Below are 21,613 nucleotides of genomic sequence, written 5' to 3'. Positions count from 1 at the left end.
GTCGCTGTTCGTGGGGGTCCACGCGGCGTCGGGCGCCGCGGGCGTCGCTCAGCCGAGCTGCTTGACCAGCAGGTCGGCGAACAGCTGGGAGGAGACCGGGTTCTGCCCGGTGTGGAGGTTGCGGTCCGAGATCACGTGCGGGCCCCAGGCCGGACCGGCGACGAACTTTCCGCCTTTGGCCGTCAGTTCGTCCTCCAGCAGCCAGGAAGCCAGCGGACCGAGGCCGATCTGGTTCTCCTCATGGTTGCTGAAGCCGGTCATCTGGTAGCCGTCGAAGGCCCATGACCCGTCCGGCGCCGCCGCGGCCAGCAGGCCCGCGGGGCCGTGGCACAGCGCCCCGACAATCTTGCCCTGCGCGAGGAACTCGACCAGGAGCCGACCGAACGAGGCCGAGACGGCCAGGTCCTCCATCGGGCCGTGACCGCCCGGCAGGACAACCGCATCGAACTGTGCCGCCGTGGCCTCATCGAGGTTCTCGACCGAGCGCAGTTGCCCCTCGATCGACTCGAGGTAGTCACGAAATGCCGGGCCCGCCTCGGTCGAGCCGCCGTTGAACTCCGGGGCGAAACCCGCCTCGTCGGGCACCGGCACGACCGCGCCGGGAGTGGCCAGAGTGACCTGGAAACCGGCGCCCTGGAAGGTCCGGTGCAGCACGATCAACTCCTCCGGCCAGAAGCCGGTCGGGCGCGCCGTACCGTCGGCGAGCGTCCAGGTTCGGGCGCCGGTGACTGCCAGCAGGATCTTGGTCATGGATTGAACCTCGCGATCTACTCAACGGTGAAGGCGCGGGGCCGCGCGCGGGGCGCGGCCCGGCTGCCGGATGGACGCCGGCGGGCGTCGTAAAACTCAACATAGTGAGTGCCCGCTACATTTACAAGCCCGCGCCGTAAGTCTTGCCGGACAACGGTTCTCCCCGGAGCGAGCCGACCCTCAGCCGAGTCGCTCGACGGTTTTCGTGGATCGGGCCGATCGCGCACGGGACGCGGTACCGGGCGCCTTCCGCGGCGCGCGGATCCCGTCGATGAGCATGTCGGAGAACACGGCACTGAGCTGCTCGGTGCCCATCTGGCCGCGTGGTTGGTACCACATGTACAGGTTGTTCACCATGCCCAGCGCGCCACTAACGAGGGCGTGATCCGCGGTGCGGAAATCGCCGGTCCGCACTCCTTCCACGAAGACCGCTCGCCAAGCCTCCTGGATGCGCTCGCGCATGTCCTGCAGTTCCAGCGCCCGCTCGCCGGTGAGTGCTTCCGCATCGCGGACCCAGATCCTGACCTCGTCCCTTCGGGTCGCGATCGTCCGCGTGTGACTGGCAATCAGATTCCGTAGTTTCTCGACCGGTTGCGCATCCGAGGCGGCGATCGCCTCCTCGTTGTCGCGCATCTCCTCCAGGTGCCCCCGCAGGACGTCGAACAGGAGTTCTTCCTTCGATCCGATGTGGTAGTAGAGCGCTCCGCTACGCAGGCCGGCAGCGCGCCCGATCTCCGCGACACCCGTTGCGTGGTAGCCGTTCTCGGCGAACAGTCGGGTCGCGACCTGCACGACCCGAGCCCGGGTGTCGCTGCGGTCACCGGGCGGACGGCCCGCTCGGACCGCGGGTTCCTTCATCGTTCCCTCCGCAAGTCCGTGCTCCGGTCCGTCGACTCGCACCCTAGCGGCTCCCGGTCATGGAAACCCGCAACTCGACCTTGTCAATGTACTGAGTGACCGCTACATTATCTCCATGCCTCCAACCACCCTCGCCATCTCGGCCGCGCCACCCCCGACCCCTGCGGATCTGGAAGCCGTCTCGCGTTGGCTGGACGAGCAAGGCGTCCCCGGCACAGGAATGCGCGACATCGTCGAACTGGGCGGTGGCACGCAGAACGTCATGCTGCGTTTCCGCCGTGGGGATCGCGCCCTGGTACTGCGCCGCGGGCCGCTGCACCTGCGCCCCGACACGAACGACGCAATCCGGCGCGAGGTCCGGATGCTCGCGGCGTTGCGTGATTCCGCGGTCCCGCATGCCCACCTCGTCGCCGCGTGCGAGGACGGTGCGCCCCTGGGTGGCGCGGCCTTCTACGTCATGGACGCGGTCGACGGTTTCAATCCGACCAACGAGCTGCCGAAGCACCTCGCGGGCGATCCCACGTTCGGCGCCCGACTCGGGGGCGCGGCCGTGGAGGCCCTGCTGACGTTGGCCACCGTCGATCCCGCGCATCCGTCCCTGGACGGCATCGGGCGGACCACGGGCTATCTGGAGCGTCAGGTGCCCCGCTGGCTCTCCGAACTCGCCAAGTACGCCTCGGTTCCCGGTTACGCGAGCAGCCTCGACGGTGGCGTCGAGACGGTGACGGGTTGGCTGGAGGACCGACGCCCGGCCACGTTCACCCCAGGTGTCGTGCATGGCGACTTCCACCTCGCCAATCTCATGTGCGCCCCGGACGGCGGGCGGGTGGCCGCGATCGTCGACTGGGAGATGTGCACCGTCGGCGAGCCGTTGCTGGACTTCGGCTGGCTGCTGTCGACGTGGCCCGGTGCGGGTGACAGTGTCGACGAACTCGCCGCCCCGCTGCGCAGAGCCGGGGCCCTTCCGACCGTCGACGACCTCATCGCCGACTACGCGCGACAAAGCTCCCGGGACCTGTCGAATCTGGCTTGGTACCGAGTCCTCGCGGCCTTCAAACTCAGCGTGATCCTCGAGGGCACCTACGTCAGATCGCTGCAGGGCAAGGCGACCGAGGTCATGGGCCAGAAGTTGCACCGCTACTCGGTCGACCTGATCGCTCGCGCCGTCGCGGTCATCGAGGCGGGATCATGACCGACTCGCTGTTCGACCTGACGGGCAAGGTCGCGGTCGTCACCGGCGGCAGCCGCGGGCTGGGCCAGGAGATCTGTCTGGCCTTCGCCGAGCGCGGCGCCGACCTGGTTGTCGCCAGTCGCAAGGCGGGAGCGTGCGAGGAACTCGCCGCCGAGATCCGGAGGAAGTATTCCCGGCGGGCTGTTGCGGTCGGTTGCAACGTGAGCGACTGGGCTCAGTGCGACGCACTGGTCGCTGCCGCCTACGAGGCCTTCGGTCGGGTCGACGTACTGGTCAACAACGCCGGGGCGGCGCCGGTGTACCCCTCCTTGCTCGAGCTCGACGAGGGCCTTTACGACAAGGTTTTCGCGACCAATCTCAAGGGGCCGTTCCGATTGACCGCGGCGTTCGGGTCGCGGATGCAGGCTGATGGCGGCGGCTCGATCATCAACATCTCCTCGGTCACCGCGTTGCGACCGACACCGGACGCCTTGCCCTACGCCGCGGCCAAGGCCGGACTGAACGTCTTCACCGAGGGATTCGCGAAGGCACTCGGTCCCGAGGTGCGAGTCAACGCGATCGTGGCCGGGCCGTTCCTCACCGACATCTCGAAAGCCTGGGACCCGGAACAGTTCGAGCAACTGTTCGCGTCGATGGCGCTGCGCCGCGGGGGTCGACCCGACGAGATCGTCGGCGCCGCACTGTACTTCGCCTCCACTGCCTCCACCTATTGCACGGCCGCGATGCTGCGCGTCGACGGCGGCTTCCCGTGATCAGCCGTCACCGACACCTGCGGCACTTTCCTTCCACCACTGGCTGATGAGCGAAAAGGAGTTCCCATGGACCCGATGAGGACAGCCGCCGCGGCGGCCGGCGGCAAGGCGATCGAGGCGCTCGGCGGTATCTGGATGTTGCATCCGGAACAGTTCGCGCGCTCCCTCGAAGCCGGCTTCGACCATCCGTTCGAGGGCTACTTCACCGGCCGCGCCGGTGCGCTCGGCCACGTCCAGCCGGAGGTGGCGGCGGCCACGCTCGCAGTGTTCGAGCCCGCGTTGGTCGTGCAGATGTGGACCGCCGGTACCTTCACCCACGCACCGCGGGCCGCCGCGGCGCTCTACACCGCCCAGGCGGCGCAATGGGCTCGCGACCATCTGAGCGAGGCATCCGACCTGGATCGCTTCAACGCTCTGTGCGAGCGGGTGACCGACGCGGCGCCGAGCGCGGGCCTGCCGCTGTTCGCGGGTTGGCGCTCGCTGTCCCGCACGGACGACTCGACCGGACGCGCGTTGCAGAACGCGCTCGTGCTGCGCGAACTGCAGGGCGGCATCCACCTCGCCGCGCTCGCGACAGCCGGACTGGGTCCCGTCCAGGCGCACCTGCTGAATCAGGGCGAGGAGTACTGCGCCTTCTTCGGCTGGGCTGCGCCGTACCCGTCGGTGGCCACGTTGCGATCGGCCTACGCCGAGGTCAACCAGCAGACCGAGCGGCGCATGGCATCGATCATCGCCCAGGTACTCGACACCGCGGAGGCCGGCGAGCTGGCGACCCTCTCGGAACTGCTCCACGCACAGGCACTCAAGTCGGCCGCCTAGCCCGCGGCTTGCCGCAAATTTCCCTGCCACTCATCGGATGTGAGGTCCCCCCGTGTCCAAGTCACCCGTAACCCCTGAACAGGTCGACGTCGTCGTCGTCGGGTCCCGCCCGGCGGGTACCGCCACTTCGATCCCGCTGGCGCTCGCCGGCCGCAAGGTCCTGGTCATCGACCGAGCGAGTTTCCCCTCGGACACGGTCTCCACCCATTGCATCTTCCCCGGCGGGCTGTACGAGATGAAGCTGCTCGGCGCGCTGGACCGCGTCGAGGCCTGCGGCGCACCGAAGATGCCCTTTCTCGAGTTCGGCGCGGACGGCGAACGTTTCCGTGGCACGTTCACCCCGCTCGGCGGCATCGACTACTGCCTCTGCCCCCGCCGGATCCAGATGGACCTGGCGCTGGTCGAGACGGCGCGGGAGGCCGGGGTCGAGGTCCGGGAACGCTGCAAGCTCGTCGACCTGGTGCGGGACGGCGACCGGGTCGTCGGCATCCGCTACGACGACGCGCAGGGCGAGCGGCACGAGGTGCGGGCCAAGCTGGTGGTCGGAGCGGACGGCCGTGACTCGACCGTGGCCGGCCTGGTCGGCTCCGGCACTCCCTACCGCCGCTCGCGACCCGGGCGCGGAATGGCTTTCTACTACGTCAAGGACAAAGCGGCGGTCGCCTCGGGCGACCCCACCCTCCGCAATGCCCTGAGCGCCTGGCGAGTCGGTGACAACATCGGCTACTTCTTCCCGACCAACGGCGACGGCGGGGTCGCTCTTTTCATGCCCCCGGTCGCGGAGATCCCCCGGATGCGCAAGGACACCGCGCAGCGGTGGGCGGAGATGGTCGAGTCCCACCCGATCGTCCGCGAGCGGCTGGCCGGCACGGAGCTCGACGGCCGGATTCGTCTCGCCGACGACACCGACGGATATTTCCGGGTCTCCAGCGGCCCGGGTTGGGCCTTGACCGGCGACGCGGGGTCCTTCAAGGACCCGGTGATCGCCCAGGGCATCCGCGACGCGCTGCACTACGGGCGCGTGCTCGGCGAGATGGTCGTCGACGTCCTGGACGACCCGAACGCGTTGGACCGCCGGCTGCGGGCCTTCGAACGGAAGCGAGACCTCGGCGTGGTGCGCCAGTTCTACTGGGCCGTCAAGTTCACCCGTGCCGAGTCGACCAACGCCGTCGAGCTGGAGTACTTCCGGGCCGCCATGGCCAGTACCGGTGCGGCCGGCTTGCTCGTCGACATGTTCGGACGGACCAAGAGCCCGCAGCGGGCCTTCACCCTGCGCCGATCGGCCGTCTGGACCCTCCGAGCGCTGCGTCGGCCGGGGGCGGACCGTGGCGCCGTCCTGCGGGCCGCTCGAGCCGACCTCGCGATCGACGCACAGATGTACCGGGACCTGATCCGGCTCTGCCTGGGCGCTCGGGTACGCCCGGACAAGCCCGAGGCTGTCGCCGCACCGGCAAGTTCCCGCCAGGTGCAGGTCGCCACGTCCGCAGCGAAGTAGCGCGAATCACCGCGCCCGGCCCTGAGGAGTCCTGATGTCGTCCTGGTCCGACGTGTGCGAGGAGACTGCGGTCACGTCCGAAGTCCTGACCGCCGTGAGTGTGAACGGTGAGGCGTTCGTGCTGGCACGCACCTCCGCCGGGATCTGTGCATTCCGCGATGTGTGCCCGCACAAGGGGGTCGCCCTCAGTGAGACCGGCGACCTGTGCGACGACGTCCTGACCTGCGGGGAACACCTGTGGGAGTTCGACGCCCGGGACGGCGCCGGGATCAATCCCTTCGGTGAGCAGTTGAGCAGCGCCGAGGTGCGGATCAACAACGGTCGGGTCGAGCTGTGCCTCGACCCCGAGAGTTGAGGAGGAACCATGATCGACCCTGCGATCTCCTTCGCCGTACCGGCCGAGTTGGCGCGGACCGTCGCCGCTGTCCGCGAATTCGTCGAGCAAGAAGTACTACCGCTCGAGGCTGAACTCGGCGACCTGCGTCATCTCCTCGACCACTGGCACGTAGTCGAGGAACTGCGCAAGCGGGCCAGAGAACGGGGGATCTACACACCGCACCTGCCCACGGAATGGGGCGGTCTCGGTCTGGGCACGCTGGGCATGGCGCTGGTCTCGCAGGAGTGCGGCGCCTCGTTCCTCGCCTCACTCGCGCTGAACGCCATGGCTCCCGACGAGGGCAACATGCACACGCTCCTTCACGCCGGCAGCCGGGCGCAGCAGGATCGGTGGCTACGTCCGCTGGCCGAGGGCAGCATCCGATCGTGCTTCGCGATGACGGAACCGGACGTCAGCTCCTCCGATCCGTTCAATCTCCGGACCACGGCAACACGCCATGGCGACGAGTGGGTGTTGAACGGTCACAAGTGGTTCATCACCGGCGCCATCGGTGCCGCGATCGCCATCGTCGTCGCACGTACCGGTCAGACCGAACGCGGCCGGGACGCGTTCTCGCTGTTCCTCGTGCCCACCGACACCGATGGCTGGCAGGTGGTCCGCGATCCGGAGGTGATCGGGGCGCACGCTCCGGGCGGCCATCCGGAAATCCGGCTCGCGGACGTCCGCGTACCGGCGGAGAACCTCCTGGGGGCCGAAGGCGCAGGGTACGAGATCCTCCAACGACGCCTGGCCGGCGGCCGCCTGGCCCACGCGATGCGCTGGATCGGGACGGCGCAACGCGCCTTGGACCTCACGGCCGCGCGGATGCTGGAGCGCAAGGCTTTCGGTGGCGCGCTCGCCGAGCACCAGGGTCTCCAGTTCTTCGTGGCCGATTCCGCCATCGACCTCTACGCCTCGCGCATGATGGTGCTCAACGCAGCCTGGCGGGTCGATCAGGAACTCGAACACCGGCAGGAGATCGCCATGGTGAAGACCTTCGTCTCCGAGGCCCTCGGGCGGGTCCTGGACCGCGCCGTGCAGGTCCACGGGTCCCACGGCATCGCGATGGACCGCCCCATCGCGCAGTGGTACGCCGACGCGCGGGCCGCCCGCATCTACGACGGGGCCAGCGAGGTTCACCGCATGGCGATCGCCCGCCGCTGTCTACGCCTGGCCGCGGAAGGCGAATCGCTTGCCGACGGTTGCGGCCACCCCTTGCAGTGAGCCCTCCCCAGCCGCGGCCGGGACGCCCCGCCGCACCGGGTCGGGGTGGTGGGCCCGAGAATGTCTCCTGAGCACGCAGGTCGAGCAGGAGGAACCGTGACGAGCGAGCATCTGGAGATCGAGCAGAAATTCGAAGTGCCGGACTCGTTCACGGTGCCCGACCTCACCGCGGTGCCCGGGGTCGCCCAGGTGGAAGGGCCCCAGGAGCACCACTTGCTGGCGGTCTACTACGACACAACGGATCTGCGTCTGCTGCGAGCGAAGGTCACCCTGCGCCGACGGACCGGCGGCCTCGATGAGGGCTGGCACGTCAAGATCCCTGCCGGATTCGGGGCCCGCCGCGAGATGCAACTAGGGCTCGGACCGGCAGGCGAACCCGTGCCGGCCCGGGTCCTGGACCTCGTGCAGGACGTGAGTCACGGTGCCGAACTCTCCCCCGTGGCCGTGCTGCGCACCACCCGGCGGGTCAGGTCGCTGTGGTCGGATACCGATGAGCAACTCGCCGAGGTGGCCGACGACACCGTGTCGGCCACCGCCTACGCCGGCCGACCCGGCGGCGCGGCGAGCGTGACCACCTGGCGTGAGGTGGAGGTCGAACTCTACGGAGGCGACGAGAAGTTCCTCGTCGAAGTTGGCCGCAAGCTCCTCGACGCCGGTGCGACCGCGTCCGGCTCTGCGTCCAAGCTGGGCCGCGTCCTGGAGGACCGCCTCGCCGAGCAGGAGGGCACACCGCCCGCAGCCGTCGATGACGCGCCCGAGGACCCCACCGCCGAAACGGGAGGGACCCCGAAGACCGCGGCCGCGAAGGTAGCCGAGGTCGAGAAGGACGGCAAGGTCGAGAAGGACGGCAAGGCCAAGACCGGCAAGGCAGGAAAGGGCCAGAAGGCCAAGACCGGGAAGGGCAAGCGCAAGTAGGCCAGGACGTCGTGCGTCAGCTGCCGGTAGCGCGCGCGGGCCAGCCCAGCGCGTCGAAAACCGCGACCGGATCGAGGTAGTCGCGCCAGCCGGTGACCTTGCGATCGGTGATCGTCACCACAGACACGTAGCGATTCGCGTACGGGCTCCCGGTTGCGACGACACGTCCGCGGGAGGCGTACTCGAGCACCGCGACACCGGTCCGCGGATCGTGATGCACCGCCAGGTCGTGACACTCGTCGAGCCACAGTGCCCCGCCGTAGGGCCGGTACAGCTCCGCCACGGCCTGCCTGCCGACCACGTGCCGGGGATAGCCGGGAATCGTGATGACGTAGTCGATGACCACGTCATCGGCGAGCAGGTCGAAGAAGTGCTCGCCGTCGGCCAACCCGGCCAGGCCCTTCTCGATGATCCGGAAGAACGGGTCAAGCGCGGCGAAGTCGTCCAGGTTCTCGATCGTGGTCACGCGACGCTCCCTCCTGGGATTACAATATATCATATCTTCAATGAAGGTACGGCGAGCTCCGCGCCACCGCACGCTGCACGCCGCCCCGAGGCGGCGGGTTTGGCTGAGGCCACAACCCGGCGGCCGAAGTTCGTGCCCGCGCCCATGTGATCGTCCTTCAGGTGTTCGTAACCTCCCGGTCCAACGCAGTTCCGCGACCCGGGAGTGGCCATGCGAACCGAGCTGTTGCCCGAGCACCGCGCCGAGGTGGACCCGCACGGTCGGTGCCTGAGCGACCCCCGCCAGGACCTGGACAACGCCGAGTTCGGGCGCCGCGTACAGACCGCCGGCGCCGCTCTGGCCGAGGCCGGTGTGGGTCGCGGGGACGTCGTCGCACTGCTGTTGCCGAACAGCGCCGAGTTCGTGATCGGCCTGTTCGCCGCGTGGCGACTGGGCGCGACCGTCACGCCGGTCAACCCCGCGCTGACCGAGCCCGAGATCGTCTTCCAGCTCGACGACGCCGCCGCGAAGGTCGTGATCGGCGACCCCGTCGTGCACCGGGTCGTCAACTTCGACGTGGCCGCACTGGACCGCGCCGGCGGGCCCTGTCCGCACCCGGCACCGCTCGACCCTGATCGGCTGGCGCTGCTGATCTACACCAGCGGCACGACCGGCCGGCCCAAGGGCGTCATGCTCGACCACGGCAACCTGACCGCGATGGCCGACGGGATCATCGACGGCCTGATGCTCGGCGGCGACGAGCACAGCCTGCTTGTGCTGCCCCTGTTCCACGTGAACGGGATCGTCGTGGGTGTGCTCGCCCCGCTGCTCGTAGGCGGCCGGGTGAGCATCGCCGAGCGGTTCCGCGCCGAGGACTTCCTGGCCACGGTGCAGCGCCTGCGGCCGACGTATTTCTCGGCGGTGCCGACCATCTACGCGATGCTGACCGCTCTGCCGACGGACGCGCCGCACGACGTGTCCTCGCTGCGCCGCGTCATCTGTGGCGCGGCCCCCATGCCCGCGGAGCTCATCGAGCGCTTCGAGAACCGGTTCGCGGTCCCGCTGATCGAGGGCTACGGCCTGTCCGAGGGCACCTGCGCGTCCACGGTCAACCCGCCGGACGGGCCGCGCAAGCCCGGCACCGTTGGACTGCCGCTGCCCGGACAGCAGGTGGCACTGATGGACGCCGAGGGTCGACTCGTCACCGACGGTACCGGCGAGGTGGTCATCCGCGGTCGCAATGTGATGCGGGGTTACCTCAACCGTCCGGAGGAGACCGCGGCCACCGTCGTCGACGGCTGGCTGCACACCGGCGACGTCGGCCGGTTCGACCCCGACGGCTACCTCGTCCTCGTCGACCGGATCAAGGACATGATCATCCGCGGCGGGGAGAACCTGTACCCCAAGGAGATCGAGAACGCCCTGTACGCCCACCCGGACGTGGCCGAGGCCGCGGTGGTGGGCACCCCGGACCCGGTGTTCGGCGAGATCCCCGTCGCCTACGTGGCCCTGCGCCCGGGAGCGACCGTCACCGGCGACGCCTTGATCGAGCACTGCCGCGGGCTGATCGCCCGGATGAAGGTGCCCACCCGGCTGACCGTCCTGGACAGCCTGCCGAAAAACCCCGTCGGCAAGATCGACAAGCCCACGCTGCGCCGCCTGAGCTGACGGCCCCTCACCCACGTCCCGCGACCCCAGGAGCACGCGATGGGCTTCACGAAGCCGGACTTCCCCCCGGTTGATCAGCAGACCTTCCTCGACGAGCCGTTGATGACCCGGATGAAGACCTTGGCCCTGCACTGGGTCGAGCACGGATTCGGCTCACCCCGGATGATCCACACCGTCTACATCATCAAACTGCTGGTCTGCTACGTCGGCGCGGGCGCGTCGATCGCGGTGTGGACCTCTCACCTCGGCCCGGTGTGGGACATCGGCGGCTGGTGGGACCAGCCGATCGTGTACCAGAAGGCGATCCTCTGGACGGTCCTGCTCGAGGCCGTGGGGGTGGCCGGATCGTGGGGGCCGTTGGCCGGCAAATTCACTCCGATGACCGGTGGCTTCCGGTACTGGGCGCGGCTGGGCACCATCCGGCTGCGGCCGTGGTCGCGGGTGCCCGGAACGGCCGGGGACTCCCGCACCCTGGTGGACGTCGGGCTCTACCTGGCGTTTCTGGTGACTGTTGCCGTGGCGCTGGTGACGCCGGGTCACCACAGCGATTCGCTGTCGGCCGCGCTGCCGCACAACACCTCGGGCCTGGTGCGCCCGGCCCTGCTGGTGGCCCCGATGGTTCTGCTCGTGCTGTGCGGGCTGCGCGACAAGACGGTGTTCCTGGCCGCCCGCGGCGAGCAGTACCTGCCCGCCCTGTTCTTCTTCGCGACGCTGAACTTCGTCGACATGATCATCGCCCTGAAACTGCTGATCTGCGTGGTGTGGATCGGCGCCGGCGTCTCCAAGTTCGGCGTGCACTTCTCCAACGTCGTGCCGCCGATGGTGTCGAACAGCCCCTGCCTGCCGTTCAAATCGCTGAAGCGCCTGCACTACCGCGATTTCCCGAACGACATCCGCCCGTCGAAGCAGGCCTCCCTGCTGGCCCATGCCGGCGGGACCCTGGTCGAGATCGTCACCCCGCTCGTGCTGCTGTTTTCCACCAACCACCTGCTGACCACCGCCGCGGTCGTGCTGATGGTGGTGTTCCACCTGTTCATCACCTCGACGTTCCCGCTGGCCGTGCCGCTGGAGTGGAACATCCTGTTCGGCTACGCCACGATCTTCCTGTTCGCCGGGTTCCGGGCGCAGGACGGTTACGCGGTGAGCGACATGTCCTCGCCGGGGCTGACGGTGGGACTGGTCGCGGCACTGCTGTTCTTCCCGGTGCTCGGCAACCTGCGTCCGGACCTGGTCTCGTTCCTGCCCTCCATGCGGCAGTACGCGGGCAACTGGGCCTCGGCGTTGTGGGCGTTCGCCCCGGGCACCGAGGCCAAGCTGGACGCCCTGGTGCGCTCCAACGGCAATCAGGTCGACCAGCTGATCAAACTCGGCTACGACCCGGTGGCCGCGGAGATCACGATGCAACAGGTCATCTCCTGGCGGACCATGCACAGCCAGGGTCGCGGCCTGTTCTCGCTGCTGCTGCGGCACATCCCGGACGTGGATCGCTGGACGGTCCGCGAGGCGGAGTTCTCCACCAACACGATCCTGGGCTTCAACTTCGGCGACGGGCACCTGCACAACGAGGACCTGATCGCCGCCGTCCAGAAGCGTTGCAATTTCGCGCCCGGCGAGTGGATCGTGGTTTGGGTGGAGTCGCAGGCGATCCACCGCGACGTGCAGGAGTACAAGGTGATCGATGCCGCCGTCGGCGTGATCGAGCGCGGCACCTGGCGGGTCGCGGACGCGGTTGCCGAGCAGCCGTGGCTGCCCAACGGTCCGATCCCGACCCACGTCACCTGGCGACGCGAGACCGGCGGCCCGATCCCGGCGCCCGCGCGACCCGTCGCCGGGCTGCCGACGTGAGTACCGCCGTCGTGGTCGGTGCCGGGCCGAACGGCCTGGCCGCCGCCGCGGTCCTGGCCAAGGCCGGCCTCTCGGTCACCGTGCTGGAGGCCGCGGACGAGATCGGTGGCGGTACCCGGACGGTGGAGGCGATCCGCCCCGGACTGCTGCACGACCAGTGCTCCGCGGTTCACTCCATCGCCTCCGGTTCGCCGGTGTTCGAGCACCTGCGCCTGGCCGAGTACGGGCTGCGCTGGTGCCTGCCGGAGATCGACTGCGTGCACCCGCTCGACGGCGCCGAGGCCGCGGTGCTGCACCGCTCGGTGGAGCAGACCGCCGGCGGGTTGGGCGCGGACGCGGGTCGGTGGCAGCGGCTCTTCGCCGGACCGTCCGCCGGCTACGACGCGCTGGCCGGCGACATCCTCAGCCCACTGCTGGGCATCCCGAGCCACCCGCTGCGCCTGGCCCGGTTCGGGCTGCCGACCATCGTGCCCGGCGCGCTGCTGGCTCGCCGATTCCGTACCCGGCAGGCACAAGCCCTGTTCGGCGGCGTCGCCGCGCACACCATGCACCCGTTGAGCAGGCCGCTCACCTCGGCGATCGGCCTGGGGCTGATCACTGCCGGGCATCGGCACGGGTGGCCGGTCGCGGCGGGCGGGTCACGATCGATCACCGACGCCATGGCCGCCGTGCTCGTCGAGCACGGCGGCAAGGTGGAGACCGGCGTCCGGGTCACCAGCGCCTCGCAGTTGCCGCGGGCCGACGTGGTCCTTTTCGACCTGGCCCCGGCCGCGGTCGCGGACATCCTCGGTGACCGGCTGCCCGGCCGCGTGGCTCGTGCCTACCGGCGCTTCCCGCACGGACCGGGCGCGTTCAAGGTGGACTTCGCCATCGAGGGCGGTGTGCCCTGGACCGACTGGTCGGCCCGCCGGGCCGGGACCGTGCACCTGGTCGGCGACCTCGCGGAGATAGTCGCCGGCGAACGCGACGTGTACACCGGCCGGATGCCCGAGCGACCCTTCGTGCTGGTCGGCCAGCAGTACCTCGCCGACCCCGGGCGATCCGTCGGGGACGTCCACCCGCTGTGGACCTACGCGCATGTGCCGCAGGGATACTCCGGCGACGCAACGGATCTGATCATCAGTCAGGTCGAGCGATTCGCGCCCGGCTTCCGGGAGCGGGTGCTCGGCATGGCGGTGCGCACCACCACGGAGACGGCACGGCACAACCCGAATTTCGTCGGCGGCGACATCCTGACCGGCTCGACCACGGCCGCGAAGCTGCTGTTCGGGCCGCGGACCACGGTCCACCCCTACGACACCGGGGTCGCCGGGATGTACCTGTGCTCCGCGGCCACCCCGCCCGGCCCCGGCGCTCACGGCATGTGCGGCCGGCACGCGGCGGCACGGGCGCTGCGGCACCTCGGCGTGACCCTAAGCTGACCTGGTGGACACCTCCGTCCCGATCTCGACCGAGTTGGTGGCAGCCACCGCCCGGCGGGCGACCCCTCGGCGCGACGAGGTCACCGCGGCCATGGTGACCCAGTTCGCGGCCGAGATCTCCCCGCTGCAGCACGACGACCAGCTGCTCGGGCTGTTGGCGGCCAGCACGGACGAGAACGTCGTGGCCGTGCTGCACGCACTCGAGCACGGGATCGACGCGCGCACGCTGGAGGCACCGCCGGCCGCTATCGAATACGCCCGCCGCCTGGCCCAACGTGGGGTGCCGGTGTCCGCCCTGCTGCGCGCCTACCGGCTCGGACTGGCCGCGTTCGTCGAGCACATGCTCGCCGAGATCGCCGCCGCGGGCGCGGATCCCGCCGTCACCTCGGCCGCCGGCATCACGATGATCCGGGTGTCGCACGGCTATGTGGACCACGTCTCGGAGCGGGTGGTCAGTGCCTACGAGGCCGAACGGGAGGCCTGGGCGCGCCATCACTGGACCGTACGGGCCGGGCGGATCACCGCCCTGCTGGAGGGCACGCTCGAGGAGGTCCGCGGCGCCGAGACCCGCCTGGGCTATCGCCTGGCGGGCATCCACGTGGCAGCCTTCGTCTGGCTCGAGGGTCGGCTGGTGGACCGCGGGGAGGAGCCGGTACGCCTGGAGCGACTGGTGACCGCCGCCGCCACGGCGCTGGGCACGGCGCACCTGTTCCTGCCCGCCGACGAGGCGGTGGGTCGCGCTTGGTTCACCGTCCCCGAGGACATGACCGCCGCCGCGGTCGGGGCCGCGCTGCTGGAGGCCGGCGGAGAGGCGACGCGGGTCACGCTGGGCAACCCCGGCCTCGGTCTGGGCGGCTTCCGTCGCAGTCACCGACAGGCGCAGCAAACCCGCCGGGTGTCGCTGGCCGCGGGAGCACACGCCGCCCGGGCCGTCTCGTTCGCCGAAGTGGGGGTGGTCGCGCTCCTCTGCGAGGACCTGGACGCGGCGCGGACCTGGGTGTCCGACACGCTCGGGCCGCTGGCGGACGACGACGAGAACGCGGCGCGGCTGCGGGAGACCGCCCGAGTGTTCCTCGCGATGGGCTCCAGCCACACGGCTGCCGGCGAGTTGCTCGCGACGCACAAGAACACCGTGCAGTACCGGGTGCAGAAGGCCGAGCAGTTGCGTGGTCGACCGTTCCGCGAGGAGCGCAGCGACGTCGAGGTGGCCCTGGCGGCCTGCCACGTCCTCGGCCCCGCGGTGCTGCGCCCCACCGGCGCCACCGACTGACCGAAGCGCCGAAAGATCGGCCGACCTTTGTGGTCGCGACCGGGGAATCGCGGGTCCGCTCCTCCTAAGTTGACGCAATCCCTCCCGCCCCCGACATCGGAGTGCGTCCATGGTTCGCCCCAAACTCATTCGTGCCACCGCCGTCGTGGCGCTCGGCACGCTGCTCAGCGCGTGCGGCGCGACCGAGGAGGTCAAGCAGGCCGTCGCCGCCCGGCACGCCGCCGAGGCGGCGGCCGGCGGGCACGGCGCCGCGGCAGCCGCACTCGCCCCGGCGGCCGGGCTGCCGGCCCCCGCCGACGCCCCGGCCACCGCACCGCGCGCGGACACCGGGGCCACTGCCGCCACGCCGGCAGCCGGCGCACCGACCGGCCCGAGAACCGCTGCGGCGCCGAGGAAAGCGACCGCGGCGGCAGCCGCCGGCGGCGCGCCTGCGGCCACGGCAGCAGTGGCGGCCTGCGGTGCCAATGGTGCGGCCGTCCCGGCCGCGGGCAACGGTGGCGGCACGGCCACCGGCGTCACCGCGACCACCATCAAGATCGGCGGCACCTTCTTCAACGGCGGCTTCCTGGACAAGTACGGCCAGGTGGCCGAGAACGCGCCGCGGGCCTACTTCAACTACATCAACGACGCCGGCGGCATCTGCGGGCGAAAGATCTCCTACGTCACCTGCGACACCGCGGGCACAGCTGACGGCACGTCAGGTTGTCTGAGCCGCATGGCCGATCAGGACAAGGTCTTCATCATGGGCCCGTCGCTGGACTTCAACCTCGACATCGTGCCCGCCACCTTGGCGCGGCTGAAGCTGCCCTGGGTCGGTTCCTCCGGGCTGTACTCCGAGGAGTTCGCCAGCCCTTGGATGTTCCCCACCCAGCCGCCCGGTGACTCGGTCGGCCAGTTGATCACCCGTTACGCAACGACGAAGCTGGGTTCCAAGAAGATCGGCATCTCGCTGCTGAACGACGTCGCCGGTCCGCGGTGCACGAAGGAGGCGCAGGCCGCCGCGGCCGCCGCGGGCGCCCAGGTGGTCTCTACCGCAGCCAACGGCACGATCGAGACCAGCTTGGACAGCCAGGTGGCCAACCTGCGCAACGCGGGCGCCGACACCGTGGTGTTCTGCAACGACCCGGTGAACACGGTCAAGTTCGTGCAGGCCGCCCAACGGGTGGGCTGGAAGCCGACCTTCGTCGGCGGGTTCGTGGCCGCCGACGACGTGCCGAAGGCGTCGGGCGCCAACGCCAAGGGCATGTACGGCTACAGCCAGTGGGACTTCTACAACTCCGACCTGCCCGGGGTGAAGCGCTACCGGCAGATCACCGAGTACTACTTCCCGCAGACCTTCCATCACTTCTACGAGCAGGCCGCCTACGTCGGCGCGGAAGCGATCGTCGCGGCGCTGCGCGCGGCCGGCCCGAACCTCACCCGGGATTCGTTCCTGACCGCGCTGCGCGCGATGCATGCCTTCGACACCGGGCTGGGCATCACGCTGAACTTCGCGAACCTCCGCGGCACCCCGCCGAGCGGAATCATGCTGCAGGCCGACGACAGCCTCGCCTGGAAGGTCGTCTCCGGCCGGTTCACCGACAAGGGTGCGATCACCGCCGCCGGCACGACGCCGGCCGCGGCGGCAGCAGCGACAGCGCCGGCGCTGGCCACCACCGCGCAGTGGCAGCGCCGGCAGTACGGCCGCCGGGGTGAGCAGACATGAGCCGGTTCTTCGGTTACCTGGTCACCGGTCTGGCCAACGGCACCATCTACGCCCTGGTGGCGCTCGGAGTGGTGATCACCTATCGGGTCAGCCGGGTCATCAACCTCGCCGCCGGATCCATCGGCGTGCTCTCGGCCTTCGTCTTCCACTACCTGCTGATGGCCGATCTCGGCCTACCGGTGGCGGTGGCCACCATCGGCGCGATCGCCACCGGCGCCGCCCTCGGCGCGAGCACGGAACGATACCTGGTCCGTCCGGTGCGCAGCCGGGGCGCGCTGGCCACCCTGACTGTGACCACCGGTGTACTGCTGCTGCTCTCCGAGTTGACCGTGCAGGTGTGGGGCCCGGACACCCCGGTCATCGCCTCGGTGTTCTCCGACCGGGTCATCCGCGTCGGAAACACCGGCCTGACGGTGCATCAGATCGCTACCGCGGGCCTGGTCCTGCTGCTGGTCGGCGGGCTGTACCTGCTGCTGGCCCGCACCTGGCTGGGATCCGGGGTGACCGCCATCGCGCAGGACCCCGGCGCCGCGCGCATCGTGGGCCTACCGGTGAACTCGATCATCACGTTCACCTGGGCCATCGGCGGCGCGTCCGCGGCCCTGGCCGGCCTGATGTACATCCATCTGAACAGCCTGGACCAGATCAGCCTCACCTTCGTGCTCATCTCCAGCCTGGTCGCGGCGGCCCTGGGCGGGTTCAACAGCCTGCCATTGGCAGGTGCCGGCGGCCTGGCCGTCGGGTTGATCTTCAGCTTCAGCCAGGGCTACGTGAACACGGCCGGTATCGGAGAACTGCTGGTGTTCCTCGCCCTGCTGGCGGTTCTCGTGGTGCGGGCCGGAAAGCCGCAACTCGACGTGGTGGCGGAGTTCTGATGGCCGGCACCCGCAACCGCGCCGCGACCTCCGCCCGGGCCCTGCCCGCTGCCGGCACGCTGCTGCTGCTCACCGCGGCACTGCTGTGGCCGATGTTCACCACCGGAACCGCGCACTTCTACGGCGCCCTGTCGGCGATCTACGCGCTGGTCGGGCTCTCGCTGGTCATCCTCGTCGGCTGGACCGGACAGATCTCCCTGGGCCACGCGGCTTTCCTCGGTTTCGGCTGCTACATCGGCGCGAGACTGCTCAACCACGGCGTGCCCCTGATCCTGGCCGTGCCCATCGTCGGGATCGTCGGCGCCGGCATCAGCCTGGTACTGGGTGTGCCCTCGCTGCGGTTGCGCGGTGTGTATCTCACCATCGCCACCCTCGCATTCGGCCTGGCCTGCCAGCGGTTCTTCTTCACCCGCCCCCAGTTGCGGGGCACCGCCGCCGTGCAAGTACCCCGCCCGTCGCTGGCCGGCATCTCCACCAGCACCGATCGCGGCCTGTACTACGCGGTCCTCGCGGTGCTCGTCGTGGCGCTGCTGCTGGCCTGGAACATCCGGCGCACCGACGTCGGCCGGGTGCTGTTCGCGATCCGCGACTCGGAGCAGGCCGCCGCGGCCATGGCGGTCCGGGTGGCCCCGTTCAAGATCGGGGTCTTCGCCACCTCGGCGGCACTGGCCACGATCGCCGGACTCTTCTACGGCATGCTCTTCCGCGCCACCCCCGGCGCCGATCAGTTCGGCGTGCTGCAATCGCTGTTCTACCTGGCGATGCCCGTGCTGGGCGGCGCCGAGGCGCTGCTGGGCGCGGTGTTCGGCGGGGTGTTCCTGGCCACCGGGCAGCCACTGGTCAACCAGTTCGACGTCCGGCTCTACCTCGCCACCAGCGTCGTGCTGCTACTGGTCCTGCTCTCCGGGCAGGACGGTCTGGTCGGCGCGCTGCGTACCGCCAAGCGGACGCTCACCGACGCGGTGCGCGGAGAACCCGTCCGCTACGGCTCCTTCCTGCCCGAGGACGTCGGGCTCGAGGAGGCCGCTCTTCCGGCCGCGGTCCACGTGCGGCTGTCCACCCCGACGAGCGTTCCGGTCCGCCTGCGGCTGAGTCTGCGGACCGTGCCGGAGGTCACGTCATGAGCGGACATCTGATCGCCGCCGGGATCACCAAGCGCTACGCCGGTCTGGTGGCCTGCGACGGCGTCGACCTGGAGGTCGGCCCGGGCGAGATCATCGGCCTGATCGGGCCCAACGGCGCCGGCAAGACCACCACGTTCAACTGCCTCACCGGGGCAGTGAAACTGACGAGTGGTCAGATCACGCTGAACGGTCGGGACGTCTCGACCCTGCCCGCCAGCGAACGGGCGCGCCTGGGCATCGCCCGCACCTTCCAGCAGGCGCAACTCTTCCGGCACCTGTCGGTGGAGGAGAACCTGCTGCTGGGCCGGCACCGCAACTACGGCGCCGGTGCGGTGCGGGGCGCCCTCGGCCTGGCGTACGGCGCCGAGCGCTCCGCCCGCCGGGCGGCGCGAGCCATCGCCGAGCAGTGCGGGCTCACCGCAGTGCTCGAGGCACCCGTCGGCGATCTGCCCTACGGCACTCAGCGGATGGTCGAGGTGGCCCGGGCCATCGTCCTGGATCCCGAGGTGCTGCTCGTCGACGAACCCGCGGCCGGCATGGACAGCCGCGAGTCGGAGTACTTCGGCAGCGTGCTGAAACGGATCAGTCGGGAACGCGGGATGTCCGTGCTGATCATCGAGCACGACGTGGCCATGGTGCTGGGCATCTGCGACCGCGTCTACGTCCTCAACTTCGGCAAGTTGCTGGCCACCGGGCGGCCCGCGCAGATCCGCGCCAATCCAGAGGTCCGTGCCGCGTACCTGGGCAGCACGGCCACCGACGCACGAACGGAGGTGCCGGCATGACCAGTCCCACCACGGTCCTCGACAACCGCGCCACGGCAGCCGGCCCCAGCCTGCTGGCCGCGCGAAACCTCACCGTCGCCTACGGTTCGGTCGTCGCCGTGCGAGCCCTGTCCCTGCAGATCGCCAAGGGCGAGATCGTCGCCCTGCTCGGGCCGAACGGGGCGGGAAAGACCTCCACGCTGCGTGGGCTGACCGGTGTGCTGCGCCCGCTCGGCGGCACGGTCAGTGTGAGCGGCCGACGTATCGACGGGCGCGGGCCGGGAGCGGCGGTCCGCGCCGGTCTGGCCCACGTGCCGGAGGGTCGGCGGGTTTTCCCCGAGATGAGCGTGCGGGAGAACCTACGCCTGGGCGCCTGGAACGTACGCCGGCAGAACCGGCTCGTCGACCAACGACTGGAGCAGGCCTACGCCCTGTTCCCCCGGCTTTCCGAACGACAACGACAGGCGGCCGGCTCGCTGTCCGGTGGCGAGCAGCAGATGCTGGCGATCTCCCGGGCTCTGATGAGCGATCCGCAACTGCTGCTGATCGACGAACTGTCGCTCGGGCTCTCGCCCCTGGTGGTCGACGAGATCATCGCCGGCCTCGTGGAGCTGAACCGGGCCGGACTTTCCATCCTGCTGATCGAGCAATTCGTGCACCGCGCCCTGGAGATCGCCGACCGCATCTACGTCCTGAAGAAGGGTCACGTCGCATTCAGCGGGACCCCCGCGGCGGCCGTGCGGGTCGGCGCGGTTGAGGAGGCATACCTGTGAACGTCCATCCGACCAAGACCGCCGCGGCCGGCGCCGGCTTGCTCATCCTGCTCGGTTTGGTGGCTCACGGCGGCACCGCGCGGGCGGCCGCGCCGGACAGTCTCGCCGTGTTCAGCGCGGCGGCCGCGGCCACCCCGTACGGCGTGGTGAGCCGGGTCCCGGCGACGACATCCGGCGGACTGCTGGACTCCGCCACCTCGGTGGACCTCGGCAAGGCCCGCGCGGTGGCAGCCGGTTTCACCGCGGGCGACCTCGGCGATCTGTTCATCGTCAGCTCCGCGCCGCCCGGCACCATCACCGACGTCCCAACCGTGATCCGCGCGCAGCAGCCACCGCAGGCAAAAGCCCCGGCCACCGCGGAGTTCGCCGGCGGACGCAGCGGCAGCCCGGACACCGGTGAGGCACGCAACTTCACCCTGGACGCCGCGGCCACCGAGGTGCCCTCGGCCACCGCCGGCGCGGCGGGGCACTCGGTGTCGAGCCAGTTCTACTCCTCCGGCGCCTCGACCTCCGCGAGCCGGAGCCAGGTCCAGCCGGACGGCACGGTGGTGGCCACCGCCACCACCACGGTGCACGACATCGCGCTCGGTTCGCCCGGCGCGCAACTGACGATCGCCGCGGCCGAAAGCGTTGCCGATGTGACCATTCCGATCGGCAAGAAGCCGGTGACGCAGTTGAGCACGCACATCCTCGGCGCGCAGCTCGCCGGGGTCCCCGTCGTGCTCGACGAGCACGGGTTGAGCATCGACAAGAGCGTGGCGTTGCCCGCGTCGGCGATCGCCGCGTTCACCGCAGCCATGCAGTCGCTGGCCGCGAACGGGCTGACCATCAGCCCGATCCCGCGGCAGGAGAAGGTGGACGACTCCGGTGCCGCGGTCTCCGGCGCTGCGTTCGCCTTCCGCTACCGCGCGCCCGATGCGATCCCGCGGCCCAGCGACATCGGCTCGGACCAGACGGTCACGGTCGCCAGCGTGGCCGCCGCGGCCACTTCCCGGGCCCGTGCGGTGCTGACCCTTCCGGCGAGCACCGTGCCGGGCAGCAGCACGCCCGCAGGCATCGCCCCGGTCGACACCGGGGCGGTCGGTCGACTCACCGCTGCCGTAGCGGCGACCGCCCCGACCGCAGGCGTCGAGCCGAGCGGTCTGCGGACCGCCGAGACCGCGCCGACCGTCGCGGCACTTCCGACCGCCGGCGACCCCGAGTTGCTCCTGCCCTCCCGGGTGGCAGATCCGTTGCCCATCAAGTTGCGTTCCAGCTACCGCCGATTGCTGCTCGCGGCACTCGGCACCCTGCTCGGCCTGTTCCTCCTCATCCGCAAGCGCCCCGTCTGACTGTCCCTCAG

Annotated in this window: 20 protein-coding genes; 17 read left to right on the top strand and 3 right to left on the bottom strand. The window is 70.2% G+C overall.

The features are described 5' to 3' along the window. Positions 1–48: 48 nt before the first annotated feature. Both VHU88_12160 and VHU88_12155 read right to left on the bottom strand, forming a co-directional pair. The gene (locus tag VHU88_12160) at positions 49–750 is read right to left on the bottom strand and encodes a type 1 glutamine amidotransferase domain-containing protein (GenBank protein HEX3612431.1); all 702 of its coding nucleotides are present in this window, start codon (positions 748–750) and stop codon (positions 49–51) included. Positions 751–930: 180 nt separating this feature from the next. Further along, positions 931–1,608 carry a TetR/AcrR family transcriptional regulator gene (locus VHU88_12155; protein HEX3612430.1) on the bottom strand — a complete coding sequence of 226 codons (678 nt, stop codon included), beginning with the start codon at positions 1,606–1,608 and terminating at the stop codon, positions 931–933. A gap of 115 nt (positions 1,609–1,723) precedes the next feature. Here VHU88_12155 and VHU88_12150 point away from each other — a divergent pair, with 115 nt between their 5' ends. The 7 genes from VHU88_12150 (at position 1,724) to VHU88_12120 (ending at position 8,381) form a co-directional block, all read left to right on the top strand. Continuing rightward, positions 1,724–2,800, top strand: coding sequence for a phosphotransferase family protein (locus VHU88_12150; GenBank protein HEX3612429.1), 1,077 nt, complete (start codon positions 1,724–1,726; stop codon positions 2,798–2,800). Next, complete coding sequence (locus tag VHU88_12145; protein ID HEX3612428.1) at positions 2,797–3,552, top strand: SDR family oxidoreductase; 756 nt, start codon at positions 2,797–2,799, stop codon at positions 3,550–3,552. Before VHU88_12150 ends, VHU88_12145 begins: the two co-directional genes overlap by 4 nt. A 66-nt stretch (positions 3,553–3,618) precedes the next feature. After that, positions 3,619–4,371, top strand: coding sequence for a hypothetical protein (locus VHU88_12140; protein HEX3612427.1), 753 nt, complete (start codon positions 3,619–3,621; stop codon positions 4,369–4,371). A 52-nt stretch (positions 4,372–4,423) separates the two neighbouring features. Further along, positions 4,424–5,866: an NAD(P)/FAD-dependent oxidoreductase gene (locus tag VHU88_12135; GenBank protein HEX3612426.1), complete on the top strand. Its 1,443-nt coding sequence runs from the start codon at positions 4,424–4,426 to the stop codon at positions 5,864–5,866. 34 nt (positions 5,867–5,900) lie between these two features. Further along, on the top strand, positions 5,901–6,221 hold the full coding sequence (locus VHU88_12130) for a Rieske 2Fe-2S domain-containing protein (protein HEX3612425.1): 321 nt from the start codon (positions 5,901–5,903) through the stop codon (positions 6,219–6,221). 48 nt (positions 6,222–6,269) lie between these two features. Further along, positions 6,270–7,466, top strand: a complete 1,197-nt coding sequence (locus VHU88_12125; protein ID HEX3612424.1) for an acyl-CoA dehydrogenase family protein — start codon at positions 6,270–6,272, stop codon at positions 7,464–7,466. Between the two features lie 96 nt (positions 7,467–7,562). After that, entirely contained in the window at positions 7,563–8,381 is an 819-nt protein-coding gene (locus VHU88_12120) for a CYTH domain-containing protein (protein HEX3612423.1), read from the top strand. Positions 8,382–8,397: 16 nt separating this feature from the next. Here the strand turns inward: VHU88_12120 and VHU88_12115 are convergent, their stop codons facing one another. Beyond that, positions 8,398–8,847, bottom strand: coding sequence for a nuclear transport factor 2 family protein (locus VHU88_12115; GenBank protein HEX3612422.1), 450 nt, complete (start codon positions 8,845–8,847; stop codon positions 8,398–8,400). A 210-nt stretch (positions 8,848–9,057) separates the two neighbouring features. Between VHU88_12115 and VHU88_12110 the strand changes: the two genes are divergently transcribed. The 10 genes from VHU88_12110 (at position 9,058) to VHU88_12065 (ending at position 21,602) form a co-directional block, all read left to right on the top strand. Continuing rightward, entirely contained in the window at positions 9,058–10,494 is a 1,437-nt protein-coding gene (locus VHU88_12110; protein HEX3612421.1) for an AMP-binding protein, read from the top strand. A 39-nt stretch (positions 10,495–10,533) separates the two neighbouring features. Then, the gene (locus tag VHU88_12105) at positions 10,534–12,339 is read left to right on the top strand and encodes a DUF3556 domain-containing protein (protein ID HEX3612420.1); all 1,806 of its coding nucleotides are present in this window, start codon (positions 10,534–10,536) and stop codon (positions 12,337–12,339) included. After that, positions 12,336–13,760: an NAD(P)/FAD-dependent oxidoreductase gene (locus VHU88_12100; protein HEX3612419.1), complete on the top strand. Its 1,425-nt coding sequence runs from the start codon at positions 12,336–12,338 to the stop codon at positions 13,758–13,760. Before VHU88_12105 ends, VHU88_12100 begins: the two co-directional genes overlap by 4 nt. Before the next feature lie 4 nt (positions 13,761–13,764). Continuing rightward, positions 13,765–15,030, top strand: coding sequence for a helix-turn-helix domain-containing protein (locus VHU88_12095; protein HEX3612418.1), 1,266 nt, complete (start codon positions 13,765–13,767; stop codon positions 15,028–15,030). Positions 15,031–15,139: 109 nt separating this feature from the next. After that, positions 15,140–16,735 carry an ABC transporter substrate-binding protein gene (locus VHU88_12090; GenBank protein ID HEX3612417.1) on the top strand — a complete coding sequence of 532 codons (1,596 nt, stop codon included), beginning with the start codon at positions 15,140–15,142 and terminating at the stop codon, positions 16,733–16,735. After that, on the top strand, positions 16,732–17,610 hold the full coding sequence (locus VHU88_12085; protein HEX3612416.1) for a branched-chain amino acid ABC transporter permease: 879 nt from the start codon (positions 16,732–16,734) through the stop codon (positions 17,608–17,610). Before VHU88_12090 ends, VHU88_12085 begins: the two co-directional genes overlap by 4 nt. Next, on the top strand, positions 17,610–18,734 hold the full coding sequence (locus tag VHU88_12080; protein ID HEX3612415.1) for a branched-chain amino acid ABC transporter permease: 1,125 nt from the start codon (positions 17,610–17,612) through the stop codon (positions 18,732–18,734). The genes VHU88_12085 and VHU88_12080 overlap by 1 nt, the downstream gene beginning before the upstream one ends. Then, complete coding sequence (locus VHU88_12075; protein ID HEX3612414.1) at positions 18,731–19,519, top strand: ABC transporter ATP-binding protein; 789 nt, start codon at positions 18,731–18,733, stop codon at positions 19,517–19,519. Before VHU88_12080 ends, VHU88_12075 begins: the two co-directional genes overlap by 4 nt. Further along, the gene (locus VHU88_12070; GenBank protein HEX3612413.1) at positions 19,516–20,271 is read left to right on the top strand and encodes an ABC transporter ATP-binding protein; all 756 of its coding nucleotides are present in this window, start codon (positions 19,516–19,518) and stop codon (positions 20,269–20,271) included. Before VHU88_12075 ends, VHU88_12070 begins: the two co-directional genes overlap by 4 nt. After that, positions 20,268–21,602, top strand: a complete 1,335-nt coding sequence (locus tag VHU88_12065; GenBank protein HEX3612412.1) for a hypothetical protein — start codon at positions 20,268–20,270, stop codon at positions 21,600–21,602. The genes VHU88_12070 and VHU88_12065 overlap by 4 nt, the downstream gene beginning before the upstream one ends. The last annotated feature ends 11 nt before the right edge of the window (positions 21,603–21,613 follow it).

This window comes from Sporichthyaceae bacterium, assembly GCA_036269075.1.
GTDB lineage: Bacteria > Actinomycetota > Actinomycetes > Sporichthyales > Sporichthyaceae > DASQPJ01.
This window is presented reverse-complemented; position numbering and strand designations above follow the sequence as displayed.

Coding starts and splice junctions, on each gene's coding strand:
- VHU88_12130 (HEX3612425.1), top strand. CDS start 5,901: ATGTCGTCCTGGTCCGACGTGTGCGAGGAGACTGCGGTCACGTCCGAA.
- VHU88_12155 (HEX3612430.1), bottom strand. CDS start 1,608: ATGAAGGAACCCGCGGTCCGAGCGGGCCGTCCGCCCGGTGACCGCAGC.
- VHU88_12105 (HEX3612420.1), top strand. CDS start 10,534: ATGGGCTTCACGAAGCCGGACTTCCCCCCGGTTGATCAGCAGACCTTC.
- VHU88_12160 (HEX3612431.1), bottom strand. CDS start 750: ATGACCAAGATCCTGCTGGCAGTCACCGGCGCCCGAACCTGGACGCTC.
- VHU88_12150 (HEX3612429.1), top strand. CDS start 1,724: ATGCCTCCAACCACCCTCGCCATCTCGGCCGCGCCACCCCCGACCCCT.
- VHU88_12140 (HEX3612427.1), top strand. CDS start 3,619: ATGGACCCGATGAGGACAGCCGCCGCGGCGGCCGGCGGCAAGGCGATC.
- VHU88_12075 (HEX3612414.1), top strand. CDS start 18,731: ATGAGCGGACATCTGATCGCCGCCGGGATCACCAAGCGCTACGCCGGT.
- VHU88_12110 (HEX3612421.1), top strand. CDS start 9,058: ATGCGAACCGAGCTGTTGCCCGAGCACCGCGCCGAGGTGGACCCGCAC.
- VHU88_12070 (HEX3612413.1), top strand. CDS start 19,516: ATGACCAGTCCCACCACGGTCCTCGACAACCGCGCCACGGCAGCCGGC.
- VHU88_12145 (HEX3612428.1), top strand. CDS start 2,797: ATGACCGACTCGCTGTTCGACCTGACGGGCAAGGTCGCGGTCGTCACC.
- VHU88_12090 (HEX3612417.1), top strand. CDS start 15,140: ATGGTTCGCCCCAAACTCATTCGTGCCACCGCCGTCGTGGCGCTCGGC.
- VHU88_12085 (HEX3612416.1), top strand. CDS start 16,732: ATGAGCCGGTTCTTCGGTTACCTGGTCACCGGTCTGGCCAACGGCACC.
- VHU88_12080 (HEX3612415.1), top strand. CDS start 17,610: ATGGCCGGCACCCGCAACCGCGCCGCGACCTCCGCCCGGGCCCTGCCC.